The sequence below is a fragment of the Peribacillus sp. R9-11 genome, from assembly GCF_031345095.1.
Taxonomy (GTDB): domain Bacteria; phylum Bacillota; class Bacilli; order Bacillales; family DSM-1321; genus Peribacillus; species Peribacillus butanolivorans.
Genome location: NZ_CP133763.1, coordinates 1,024,371 through 1,037,308, shown reverse-complemented (window position 1 = coordinate 1,037,308; position 12,938 = coordinate 1,024,371). Strand labels below are relative to the sequence as shown.

11 protein-coding genes and 1 pseudogene are annotated in these 12,938 nt (G+C 35.7%); 8 read left to right on the top strand and 4 right to left on the bottom strand.

Features of this window, described 5'->3' with window-relative positions; translation table 11 throughout:
- Positions 1 to 368 precede the first annotated feature (368 nt).
- The 7 genes from RE409_RS04935 to RE409_RS04905 all read left to right on the top strand — a co-directional run bounded on the left by RE409_RS04935 (position 369) and on the right by RE409_RS04905 (position 7,538).
- Positions 369 to 2,120, top strand: coding sequence for an ABC transporter ATP-binding protein (locus RE409_RS04935; protein WP_397443447.1), 1,752 nt, complete (start codon positions 369 to 371; stop codon positions 2,118 to 2,120).
- Between the two features lie 23 nt (positions 2,121 to 2,143).
- Entirely contained in the window at positions 2,144 to 2,818 is a 675-nt protein-coding gene (locus tag RE409_RS04930) for a response regulator transcription factor (protein WP_309558642.1), read from the top strand.
- Positions 2,815 to 3,852 carry a HAMP domain-containing sensor histidine kinase gene (locus RE409_RS04925; RefSeq protein WP_242485326.1) on the top strand — a complete coding sequence of 346 codons (1,038 nt, stop codon included), beginning with the start codon at positions 2,815 to 2,817 and terminating at the stop codon, positions 3,850 to 3,852. The genes RE409_RS04930 and RE409_RS04925 overlap by 4 nt, the downstream gene beginning before the upstream one ends.
- 774 nt (positions 3,853 to 4,626) lie before the next feature.
- Positions 4,627 to 5,166, top strand: coding sequence for a TetR/AcrR family transcriptional regulator (locus RE409_RS04920; RefSeq protein ID WP_201182381.1), 540 nt, complete (start codon positions 4,627 to 4,629; stop codon positions 5,164 to 5,166).
- Between the two features lie 69 nt (positions 5,167 to 5,235).
- Positions 5,236 to 5,508 carry a DMT family transporter gene (locus RE409_RS04915; RefSeq protein ID WP_235569608.1) on the top strand — a complete coding sequence of 91 codons (273 nt, stop codon included), beginning with the start codon at positions 5,236 to 5,238 and terminating at the stop codon, positions 5,506 to 5,508.
- 25 nt (positions 5,509 to 5,533) lie between these two features.
- Positions 5,534 to 5,881, top strand: a complete 348-nt coding sequence (locus RE409_RS04910; RefSeq protein WP_053344663.1) for a DMT family transporter — start codon at positions 5,534 to 5,536, stop codon at positions 5,879 to 5,881.
- Between the two features lie 298 nt (positions 5,882 to 6,179).
- A complete protein-coding gene (locus RE409_RS04905) occupies positions 6,180 to 7,538 on the top strand; it encodes an IS1182 family transposase (protein WP_309557820.1) in 1,359 nt (452 codons plus the stop codon).
- 203 nt (positions 7,539 to 7,741) lie between these two features.
- Here RE409_RS04905 and RE409_RS04900 read toward each other — a convergent pair whose 3' ends face one another.
- On the bottom strand, positions 7,742 to 8,209 hold the full coding sequence (locus RE409_RS04900) for a UPF0158 family protein (protein WP_201182385.1): 468 nt from the start codon (positions 8,207 to 8,209) through the stop codon (positions 7,742 to 7,744).
- A gap of 64 nt (positions 8,210 to 8,273) precedes the next feature.
- A complete protein-coding gene (locus RE409_RS04895) occupies positions 8,274 to 8,714 on the bottom strand; it encodes an SRPBCC family protein (protein ID WP_201221943.1) in 441 nt (146 codons plus the stop codon).
- 530 nt (positions 8,715 to 9,244) lie between these two features.
- On the opposite strand from RE409_RS04895, the gene RE409_RS04890 reads away from it, so the two are divergent.
- Positions 9,245 to 10,468 carry an alpha/beta hydrolase family protein gene (locus RE409_RS04890; RefSeq protein WP_309558640.1) on the top strand — a complete coding sequence of 408 codons (1,224 nt, stop codon included), beginning with the start codon at positions 9,245 to 9,247 and terminating at the stop codon, positions 10,466 to 10,468.
- Between the two features lie 105 nt (positions 10,469 to 10,573).
- Here RE409_RS04890 and RE409_RS30615 read toward each other — a convergent pair.
- Positions 10,574 to 10,689 (bottom strand): annotated as a pseudogene (locus RE409_RS30615) (HXXEE domain-containing protein); the annotation flags it as partial.
- Positions 10,690 to 10,973: 284 nt separating this feature from the next.
- The gene (locus RE409_RS04885) at positions 10,974 to 12,266 is read right to left on the bottom strand and encodes an MFS transporter (RefSeq protein ID WP_201182391.1); all 1,293 of its coding nucleotides are present in this window, start codon (positions 12,264 to 12,266) and stop codon (positions 10,974 to 10,976) included.
- Positions 12,267 to 12,938: the final 672 nt, after the last annotated feature.

The window sequence follows — 12,938 nt, the reverse complement described above, 5'->3', positions numbered from 1 at the left end:
TAAAATATCTAAATCCTATGATATCTATTATGTCCTATCTATTTCATTCATATAAAGGTCATCTGGATTAGGGCAAACTCCTGTATATTTTATACAAAAGGCTTTGGTAAACATTAAAGTTGATTTATGATTTGTTCAACGGCTTCATCTAATATGAAGTATCACTTATTTAACAAATCATTCATGCACGGATTTTAGCTACGGCATCCCTATGTTTGCTTTTTTGGTAGATTAACTAGCAAAACAAAGTCATGTTACCAGTTATTTCGAAAAAACCACTAAATAGAATAATTAACTTAGAAGTTCATATTCAATTCATAACTTCTTTGTATACTTCCTCTTGTAAAAAGGATTAAGAAAGGATGTAAATAAATATGTCAGAAGTAAAAAAGCAAAAAGGATGGCGCCAGTTTATTCGATTAGTTCAACAAACAAAGCCTTCTAAACTAATGATAGGGATTGCTTTAGTATTAAGCTTAAGTACAACAGGTGTAGGATTATTAGTCCCGTTATTCACAAAGAATCTTATTAATGATTTTTCAATTAGCTCACTAAGCACTGAACGGATCACACTTCTCGTTCTTGCAATTATTGTTCAAGCATTGGCTAGTGGATTTTCCATCTATTTATTAAATCGGATCGGGCAATCTGTAGTAGCGGGTATTCGAGATCAACTATGGAGAAAATTACTTGTATTACCCGTGAATTATTTTGATGAACATCAATCAGGAGAAACAGTTAGTCGAATGACAAATGATACAACTGTAGTGAAAGGATTAATTTCGGAACACCTATCTAATTTCGTTACAGGAATCATTTCCATTGTAGGCTCCATGATTGTGTTATTTGTACTGGATTGGAAAATGACATTGTTGATGCTCATTGCAATCCCACTCTCTGTTTTAATATTAATGCCGCTTGGCAAAAAAATGCATCAAATATCAAAGGGGATGCAGGATGAGACAGCAAGTTTCACCTCAATTCTCCAACAGGTGCTAACCGAAATCCGTCTAGTTAAAGCATCCAATGCAGAAACATTTGAATATCAAAATGGAAATAAAGGGATTACCAAATTATTTCAATTCGGATTAAAAGAAGCAAAAATACAAGCTTTAATTGGCCCACTAATGAGTTTAGTCATGATGGCATTACTTGTCCTAATTTTAGGTTATGGGGGAATGCGTGTTTCTTCAGGAGCTCTGTCAGCTGGAGCTTTAGTTGCATTCATTATGTACCTTTTCCAAATTATCATGCCAATGGCTCAATTAGCAGGTTTCTTTACACAATTCCAAAAAGCTACGGGTGCAACAGAGCGTATAATTTCCATTTTGGATTCAGAAGAGGAAGAAGACGCGAATCAGCAAGTTCAAAATATCAATCAATCAATCACCGTGGATCATCTAAACTATAGTTATAATAATGGAGAACAGGTACTTAAAGATATAAGCTTTACCGTTGAAGCAGGTAAAGTCACTGCAATTGTCGGCCCAAGTGGCAGCGGAAAAACGACTCTTTTCTCATTATTTGAGCGTTTCTATAAACCACAGCAAGGCTCTATCTCCATAGGTGGGAAATCCATAAATGATTTCACACTCCTTTCATGGAGAAGCCAGATTGGTTATGTTTCGCAAGAAAGTCCTATTGTATCAGGTACAATTAGAGATAATATTTGTTATGGAATAGATCGGGATATAACAGATGAAGAATTAAATCAAGTAGCTAAAATGGCGTATGCCGATCAGTTTATTTCTGAACTTCCAAACGGATATGATACTGAGGTTGGTGAACGAGGTATGAAATTATCAGGCGGTCAAAGACAAAGAATTGCGATTGCTCGTGCATTTTTAAGAAACCCAAAAATATTAATGCTTGATGAAGCTACCTCAAGCCTAGACAGCAAATCGGAACATGTTGTTCAACAGGCGTTAAATGATTTAATGAAAGGCAGAACAACAATAGTAATTGCTCACCGCCTATCGACTGTCATTAATTCAGATCAAATCATCTTCCTAGAAAAAGGGAAAATAACAGGCAGCGGAACACATAAAGAACTATATAATACGCACTCATTATATCGCGAATTTGCTGAACAGCAGTTAAACAAACTTGAACTAGCCTAATTCATCGAAAGGAAAGAAGAAGGATGACAAAAATATTAATTGTCGATGATGATGCCCATATTCGCGAACTTATACAACTCTTGTTAAGAAAAGAAGGGTTTGATCTATATGAAGCCTCAGATGGGCTACAAGCATTGAACTTAATGGAGAAGGTAAAAATCGATTTAGCAGTTATTGATATAATGATGCCTAACATGGATGGATGGCAATTATGCAAAGAGATACGGGAATTTAGTGATATCCCCATTTTAATGCTGACGGCAAAAGGAGAAACAACACAGAAAGTAAAGGGATTTGGTCTTGGGGCAGATGATTATCTTGTAAAACCATTTGAGCCAATCGAATTAGTCCTTAGAATAAAAGCATTATTAAAACGGTATAAAATCACTATTTCTCAAACATTAAAGATAGTTGAATTAAAGATGAATCGCAACACACATGAAATGTCATTTAAAGACCTGGAATATACGATTCCTTTAAAAGAGTTTGAAGTGTTATTTAAACTAGCAAGTTATCCTGGAAAAACTTTCTCTAGGGAAGAACTTATTGAAGATATTTGGGGCTATGATTATGAAGGTGATGAACGAACTGTCGATGTTCATATTAAAAGAGTGAGAGAACGGTTTCCAGAATTGGAATTCCCATTTCGGATTCGAACGATTTGGGGATTAGGTTACCGTTTGGAGATAACAAGTTGACGGCCAATCGATTTTTCAAACCAATACTTGGCGGACTGTTTTTTCTGGCGTTTATGTCGTTTTGTTTTTCGGCTGGTTACTATATCATTCAGCTATTGCCTTTAAGACTATCCGATTTTGTTCAATATCTAGCAACAATCATGACTAGCATCGCCATTATGATATTCATTGGTTATCTTATGCATGCTATAAATCACAATAAACGCGTAAATTTTTACCTGGAGATCATTGATGCCTTAAGGAAAATTGCCAATGGCGATTATAATGTCCATTTGGATTTTAAAATGGATAAGAGAAACGGCGAAATAACCGAAATCATTAACCACTTCAATCACATGGCCAAACAATTGAAACAAATGGAAGAAATGCGGCAGGAATTCATCTCTAATGTCTCACATGAAATACAGTCGCCTCTTACTTCCATTGTAGGATTTGCCCAAGCGCTTCAATTTAATAAGCTGACAATAGAAGAACGAAATCATTACCTCCATATTATTGAGACAGAGAGCCGGAGATTATCTAAATTAAGTGATAATCTTCTGAAGCTTACATCCCTTGAATCCAAGCATCATCCGTTTGAAAAAAAAAGCTATCGACTAGATCAACAAATTCGAACAATTATTTTGGCTTGCGAACCGAATTGGATGCAAAAAGAATTAGTAATGGATGTATCATTAGAAAAGATTTCGGTCTTTATAGATGAGGATTTAATGAGCCAAGTATGGACAAATTTAATACACAATAGTATCAAATTCACCCACTATCATGGAACAATTACTATTCGATTACAACAGATTGATGATCAAGCAGTCATAAAGATTTCTGATACTGGAATTGGCATTTCAGATAAAGACCAGCTTCACATATTCGAACGATTCTATAAAGCAGACCAGGCAAGGGAACGCTCAAAAAGTGGGAGTGGTTTAGGTTTATCGATTGTGAAAAAGATTATTGATATGCATGATGGGACTATATCTGTTAAAGGTGAACTCGGAAAGGGAACGACTTTTACAATACGAGTACCAATATCATGAAGAAATTTTTCATGAGCGATTTTCTTATTTTGGGTATAATTCATGCTAGGTCTCCTGGTTTTGATAAAAGTGTCCTGAGGCTGGCCAGCCTCAGGACACTTTTACCATACCAAGGGTCTTTTTACGCTCAAATCTCATTTTTATTCATTGGAGTGCTGCCGCCTTAGCTCCATAAGAAAAAACCTGCCTAAGCATCTCCCTTATTGAAGTAAAGCACCTGTTACTTTAAGTACAATATTTCACAACCTTCTATCTATTAAGCAACCTAACTTCAGCCCAATAATTGAAAAAAATATTCAATATTATACATAATAATTACACCTAATATTAGAAAAATAAGGGTGGTGACATATTATTTTGAGTTCTTCAGGTACTTCCACTCAAGAATAGACTGAAAGCATATAATAAAAATAAATAAAGTATCAAAAGCCAATTCATATCATTTGTACTTACCGACGGAAAAGTGCATAAAAAGATGACTAAGATAACGCCTCTTCCCCATCGGTCAACAATTTTATCAGAAGTTTCCGAAATCTTTTTCTTTTCTACACCAAGTAAAAAATAGCCCAAAACTTCACAGAACCTTTGAAAATTATTTGGTATGCACAAATTAAGCATCGCATGAAATATGTTAAGTGTTTATTGGAAAATATTAACAAACTATTGGCTGGTTTAGTTGAATAAGAGTTATTGTATGTACTTGACAAAAAAACCGTTTGGACGATATTATTTAAAAAAAACCGTCTGGACGGTTTTAAAAAGGATTGATACTATTTGGAATCGAAAGCTAAAATGAAACGTAATCTTATCTTGAAATCTGCAAAAGAATTCATTATTCAAAATGATTTTAATGATTTGACTTTAGATGCTGTGGCAAAACAAGCTGGAATAAGTAAAGGTGGCTTATTATATCACTACCCAAATAAAGAAGCATTATTGCTAGGGTTAACACAATATATTTTTGAAGAATTCACTATGTTATTTGAAGAACATGCTAAGAAAGACCCATTAGAAAAAGGGAAATGGTGTCGTGCTTTAATTGAAACAACCAAAGAGGACTTGGACCACAATGCCGAGTTAAATATAGGAATAATTGCTGCTTCTATGTTGAATCCTAGTTTATCAGAAAGTATGTCCAAAAGTTATCAGTATATGCAAAACAAAGTCGAACAGGATAATATAAATCCTATAACAGCAACTATTATTCGGTTAGCAATAGATGGCCTTTATTACTCAGAACTGTTTAATATAGCACCGTTAGATGACAAAATGAATAAGGAAGTAATCCAGCAATTAATAAATATGACAAAATAGGAGGAGTTCACCTTGAATCCATATGTAATTTTGGGAATAGCCATCATTAGTGAAGTATTTGGTAGTTCAATGTTAAAAGTATCAAACGGATTTAAAAAGTTGTTCCCTTCCATTGGAGTAATAATTGGAATGGGTATAGCCTTTTATTGCTTGTCTTTATCTCTTAAAACAATTCCACTTGGTACGGCTTATGCTATTTGGTCAGGTATAGGCACAGCTTTAACCGCATTAGTGGGTGTTATCGTTTATAAAGAAAGTTTTAATCTGAAAAAATTTCTTGGTTTAGTCCTAATCATTGGTGGAGTTGTTGTTTTGAAACTCTCAAGTGGTGGCGCTCATTAACCTTTAGAGAATCGGAGGTAATTGTATGAAAGGTTATATCGCTTTAGGAATATCAATTATCAGCGAAATATTCGGCACGACAATGCTTAAATTGTCGGAAGGATTCACAAATTTATTCCCTTCAATTGGAGTTATTCTTGGTTTTGGTTTAGCATTTTATTGCTTATCATTATGTCTTAAAACAATTCCGTTAAGTTTAGCTTATGCTATTTGGTCAGGAATAGGAACAGCTATAACAGCGTTAATTGGTGTACTGTTATGGCGAGAACCATTTAGCATCATTACATTAGGTGGCTTAGTATTAATAATTGGAGGGGTAGTTTTATTAAATGCTTCTAATACTTCCGAACAAGTAAAAAAATCATCAAACTAAAGGTTTGATGATTCAGACTGTAGACAAACTCGATGAAAATCGAGTTTGTCTACAGTTTTTTTGAGGGGTTGTAAAAATTCGAAAGTTGATTTCCACTGCAGGCACTCGCTTTCCGCGGGCGGTCAGGGAGCCTCCTCGGCGCCTTTGCGCCTGTGGGGTCTCCCTTGGACACGCTTTTCCCGCAGGAGTCTCGCACCTTCCGTTCCAATCAACTTTGTTTTAACAATTAGAAATAAACACTTTTTCCTACAGTCTTTTTTGTTTTAATATAGGAGTATTAAAACTTGAGGTGATGACGATGCTTTCGAAACATAATTCTATTCAGCGAGATCAACTTGAAATGATTACTTTGGATCAACTGGTGCCAGCGAACCATTTGGTTCGTAAAATTGAGGGGGCCATTGACTTCACTTTCATTTATGACTTGGTGAAAGAGATGTATTCAGAGATAGGCCGCCCAAGTATTGATCCAGTTATTTTAGTTAAATTGACATTCATTCAATATACCTTCGGTATTCGTTCGATGCGTAAAACGATTGAAGAAGTTGAAACGAATATGGCTTACCGTTGGTTTTTAGGTTACGGTTTCCATGATAAAGTACCTCACTTCTCAACGTTCGGGAAAAATTATGAGCGTCGCTTTAAAGATACAGACCTGTTTGAACAGATTTTTTATCGTATCTTAATGACAGCCTCAGAAAGAAAGTTAATTAGTGCAGAGCACGTATTCGTTGATTCAACACATGTGAAAGCCAGTGCGAATAAGCGGAAATTCGAAAAGAAAATCGTTCGTAAGGAAACACGAGCATATCAAGGACGCCTTCAAGAAGAAATAAATCAAGATCGTGAAAACAATGGAAAGAAGCCTTTTCCACCGGATAAATTTGATAAAGAAGAAACCAAAGAAATTAAAGAAAGTACAACTGACCCTGAGAGTGGCTACTATGTAAAAGATGAACGAACAAAACAGTTTGCCTATTCATTTCATGCGGCTGCGGACCGCAACGGTTTTGTGCTGGGGACGATTGTAACACCGGGAAATACGCATGATAGTCATATCTTAGAGCCTCTTGTTGAACAAGTGATTGAGAAAGTTGGAAAACCTGAAGCTGTTGCCGCAGATGCAGCTTACAAAACACCAGCCATTACAAGCTACCTTTTTGGGAAAGAAATCACACCAGCTTTACCCTATACACGTCCACGAACAAAAGAAGGGTTCTTTCGCAAGCATGACTATGTTTACGATGAACATTTTGATTGTTATCTCTGCCCATCGGGCGAGATTTTAAAGTACTCAACAACAAATAAAGAGGGCTATCGCGAGTACAAATCACCCAAACACACTTGTGCGACATGCTCATTTTTATCACAGTGTACAGTAAGCAAAGACCATCAAAAAGTGGTGACACGCCATATCTGGCAAAATTATATGGAAGAAGCAGATCATCTGCGTCACCACAAGGATGTAAAACCTATATATGCGAAACGCAAAGAAACAATAGAGCGTGTATTCGCAGATGCAAAAGAAAAGCATGGTATGCGTTGGACTACTTTAAGGGGACTTAAAAAATTGTCGATGCAGGCGATGCTTACATTCGCTGCCATGAATTTAAAGAAGATTGCCAATTGGACATGGCAAGGTCCAATAATGGCTTAATAAAGTGGGCTCGTAGAGGCCCAATCTCTTAATCTTGATCAAAATTCAAAGGGAATTTCAAAAGGGGTCCAGAATTAAAACATTCTGGACCCCTTTTGTCTACAAACTGAATCATCAAACTAAAGGTTTGATGATTTTTTTTTTCTTAAAATGATTCTTGCTAGTTAGTCTCATTCACGCTTATTGAAAGTACTTTGTCTTATCTATTCAATATAGTTGACGTTATTATCTTGACACCATTTTTTAGCAATTTGTTTAAAACGCTCGTCACGATATGAATACCATTGATCTTCGATTTCAAAATCTATTATTTTGTCCTTGAATTTTCTAAAGGCACCCTTTCCCTTAATTTCTAATAATAAAGAATTTTGCTTTCGTAGATCACTAACAGTTAGGCAGAAGTCTTCCATCATTTCATATTCATGGACATCATATTTAGTTGGTAACTCTATATAATTCTCAAAGTTTTCAACAACATCATTAGCAACCCTTAAATTTTCTTGTTGCCAATCAGGTAAATGATCGAATGGTTCATCATCTTCAGCAGCTCTCAAATCATTAGAAGTTACAAAAAAAATTTCACCCGTATTAATATTTAGAAATGATTGAGACTCTTCAAACTGTATTTCCATTTCTTCAATAATATCTTTAAGCTTTACTTGTACAGTCATGATATAGGATCTCCTTCTATATTTTTTTACAGTCGCACCTGTTAGTTCCACAAGAATTATTTAACTAATGGATTAATGATGCTCTCAAATTACTAATACCATTTTCCAAATAACCCTTTAAACAAGTTAACATATATACCCAACCCTCTTTTTGTCCTATCATTTTGTTTATTATCTCGGGGTCATCTTCTTTAAAACCCAATTCGTTTACTTCAATAATTGTACTCGTATTATCCAACTCTTTTAGTGTAATTGTAACAACCGTTTCTTGACCATATCCTCCCCACGAGAAAACAATTTTTTTATCTTCCTCGACTTCCAATACATTGATAACCCCTTCAGCATTGTATTCATCATATCTCCAAGTAATCGTCTTGCCTTGTTCCACTCTTCCAGTTCCCGATGAAAACCAATAATTAGACATTTTTTCAGGGTCTACTATGGCTTCAAATACCTCATTAACTGGTTTGAGTATTTTAAATTTCGTAGTTACTTGAGTATCCATACAAAATCAACTCACTTTCGGAATATTTGATAATTGTTCCATTATATCTATATCATCATTAAATAAACAAATTATACTTTCTTAACTTCAAAAAAACCCCTTTTATTTATATAGTTCTTCTTCAAATAATCTGCCCCGTTACCAAACCAACTCCCTTATTGAAGTAAAGCACCAGTTATTTCATTATTTGCTACCACAACTAAAAGTTTACAGTTTAGCGGAAGAATAATTTTTATTATAAGGAAAATTATTGAAATTAAATGTTAAAATGTAGTTGTATCAACTGGAAGAAGACTAATCCGACTTGTTAAGGAATGAGTGACTGAATCAAACAATAAATTTGATCGCACTGTATTAGGCTTTATTCGAGTTATAAAGTACTGGAACACTAACTTCTAAAAAAATATCTTCTGTTCCTATTATCTATAGGCTGGAAAGGGGCTCTTATGAAAAGACTGTTTTCGATTATGTGTATCATTGTAAGTGCTTTAGTATTATTGCTAGGGTGCAGTACTAAGGAGGTAGAACAGGTGGAAAAGAATTCGTTGAAAGCTATTGAAGGTACGTGGGAAGGAGAAATAATGATTCCAAATCAGCCTCTCCCGATTATTGTTCATTTCACGAAGAAAGATGGAACGATAAGTATTCCTGTACAAGGATTGAACAAATTCCCCTTAACAAATGTAAAGTTAAATAAATCAGACTTGTTTTTTGATATGAAAATTCAAAATCAGCAAATAACGTTTGATGGGAAAGTAGATCAGGAGAAGATTTCAGGAACATTTGTTCAGCAAGGGCAAGAGTTTCCTTTTGAATTGCTCAAGAAATCTGATGAAAAAGTTGAGGAAAAAAGATCAGGTGAAGTTGTGAAGGCCGACTTGGAGAAAGGAACCATGTATGGACTTTTAGAAACACCAAAAGATGAAGGTCCTTTTCCTGTGATGATTATAATTGCGGGTTCGGGTCCAACTGATAAAGATGGGAACTCCATTGCACTTCCTGGGAAAAATAATAGTTTGAAAATGTTAGCAGAAAGTCTTGCAGAAAAAGGTATCGCAAGTATTAGGTATGATAAGCGCGGAGTCGGGGAAAATATGAATTTGGCAGGAAAAGAAGAGGAACTGAGATTCGAACAATATATTGAAGATGCAGCTGCATGGGTTCAATTTGCTAAAAAGGATAGCCGTTTTTCTAAAGTTGGCATCATCGGTCATAGTGAAGGTTCATTAATTGGAATGGCAGCTGCAAAGAAAACAGAGACAGACACATTCATTTCATTAGCTGGAGCAGGCGAACCTATTGACCAAGTACTTCTTAAACAGCTTGAAGAGCAGCTGACACCGAAGTTATTAACAGAGTCTAAAGATATATTAACAAAACTAAAACAAGGTAAACAAGTTAAGACTGTAAGTGCAGACTTGCAAAGTGTATTCCGTCCTTCTGTTCAACCTTACATGATTTCTTGGATTCAATATAATCCGATAGAATTAGTAAAAGAGCTAACTATCCCTGTTCTAATTGTAAACGGTAATAGAGATATTCAAGTGGCGTCCACTAATGCAGAAGCGCTACACAAGGCAAAAGGAGATTCTGAATTACTTATACTCGAGAAGATGAATCATGTATTGAAAGAAGCACCTGTAGATCGAGAGAGAAATCTAGCAACCTATACAAATCCTGAACTACCATTATCATCTGGGTTGGTAGATGGAATTATTGAATTTTTAAACGAATATGAAATATCCAGTAATTAAAATCAAAAAAAATAATTAATAACTGGGGGTCTCCTCGGGATGTGTAGCTTTGAAATAAAGATTGATCAAAAGTTCCTCGTGCCCCCTAAGCTTCAATTATTTTTTAGTAATGATAATCACAGCAAAATGAAATTCACCTGCTGTAGCCATTTAAGCAGCCAAAGAGCCTCTTCTATATTATGCAATGTAATAGCAAAGCAAAATAATAAATTGAAAGAAATCCATACGCTACCTACTTTCCTAAATGAGTTTCTACGGCCCTTTAGGTAAATAAAAATATTCTTTCGCACTTCATTCTACATTTATATATTCCAAATAAAAACAGCTAGCTAGATTTCCAAAATCTAACAAGCTGTTTTTATCAAACTTCAATATAAGTTATCAATCTTTTTTTCCGCAAATACAAATAGAAAGAGCACGTTTTGAAAAAAGATTGGTCAAATCACATATTCAATTGAATGAATAATTTTGTGCATTTTCCATACTTCTTAACTTTAAAAGTCCATCATTCTTTACCTCTAAGGGACCAAATGACAACTGGAATAAGCAGTAGTGAAAGGATAGCTCCGGCAAATGAGAGTGTTGCATAGCTGTAATGAGCTACAACCATGCCAGATAGTGCACCGCCCGCTGCTCCTGACAAAGCAATCAAAACATCGACAGATCCTTGCGTCTTTGCGCGAGTGGAAGGGTGAGTTGAATCAACTATCAGCGCTGTACCACTAATCAAACCGAAGTTCCAGCCAAGCCCAAGTAAAACAAGTGAGGTGTTGAGCACTAGCATGGAATCAGCTGGTCCACTGGAAGCAAGTATACAAGCAGCGAGCAGAGTGGCACCAGAAGCGATAACCACTGCAGTTCGTCCAATTTTATCTACTAAGAATCCAGTTACTAAAGAAGGCAGAAACATCGCTGCTATGTGAAAACCAATTACTACCCCTACCTCTTTCAAATCATGTCCATGATGTCCCATATGTATAGGTGTCATTGTCATAATTGCAATCATTAAAAAATTAGTTAAGGTCATTACTGTAGCTCCAGCAACAATTCCTCGCTTGTTTATCGTCGGTGCATTTGAATCCTTGTTTGAAAGTACGGCATTGTGTGTTTTCTGAACATCTGCCATTGCTTTTGCCACAATGAAAGGGTCTGGACGAAGTAAAGCTAATAACACCAAGCCAGCAAGGATGTAAGCTACAGCCGCAAGAATAAATGGACCAGCCAAAGAAGGAACACCGATTGACCAAGCCAATTCGCCCATTATATTTACCAAATTGGGGCCTGCAACAGCACCTAATGTGGTTGATACCATAGCAATACTGATAGCTGTTGCCCGCTGTTTAGAACTTGCCAAGTCTGTACCGGCATAGCGTGCTTGTAAGTTTGTAGCCGATCCAGCACCATAGATTAGCAGTGAAACAAATAAAAGTGGAATGCTGTTAATTAATGCGGAAATTACTACCCCGACCGCGCCAAGACCACCAGCCAAGAAACCGGTTGCGAGTCCAGAACGGCGTCCAAAACGTTGGGAGAGTTGCCCTACAATCAGCGCTGCTCCTGCAGAACCTAATGTGAACAATGCAGTCGGAACCCCTACCATACTCTCTGTACCCAGCATGTCTTGTGCAAGAAGTGCTCCGACGGTTACACCAGCTGCAAGACCTGCCCCCCCGAATATTTGTGATATAACAACAATCAGCAACGTACGTCGATATAACTGTTGTTGTTTTTCTGGAGAATCAATATATGTTTGTATCCAATCTGGTTGATTTTCTATACTTTTTAATGCTTCAGACATTATTCTGTCTTCCTTTCCGAAGAACTTTTTTTCTTCCTAATTAAATTGTTATTTCAATTATTTTTCAAGAGGTAAAAAAAAGATAATTTACGGAATGCTATTACTTCTATCGCAGCGATTTACCTTTCATTACTGACGGACCTTATTTTATGTAATACCATGCGTAATCTACATTAGCTCTTTTCTCCATTGTTTTGCCTTGATAATTTTGCCCATTTCCGTTTAGCGATTAGTAATTAGTATAATACCTACTAATATGACCATCAATAATTTTCAAAAAATTATGTCTAATAACTTTCCTTTTGATTAACTAACCTCCCTCAATAGTTGAATAAAAAAAAGCTGCCTTAAAGACAGCTCCGGATTTTCAGCTAAGGCATCTGTTAAATTTGTTCATTGTTAAAAAACAGGACAAACTTCCTCTTTCGTAGGGAAGTCTGTCCAGAAATCATTATTAAGTAATTGGGGCCGGGTTAAATAAGACCAAATCATTGTGCAATCGTATATAAGGAGACGATACTTTGTCAAAGTATCGCCTCTTAGATTAATAATATTTTTTAATTAGATATATTATCAGTAACATCAATAACAAAAAATCACTTGGATTATTTACATAAGTCACTAACACATTTAGGAAGGGTAAAAGCTACACTGTTCAATTCCAATTAAGAA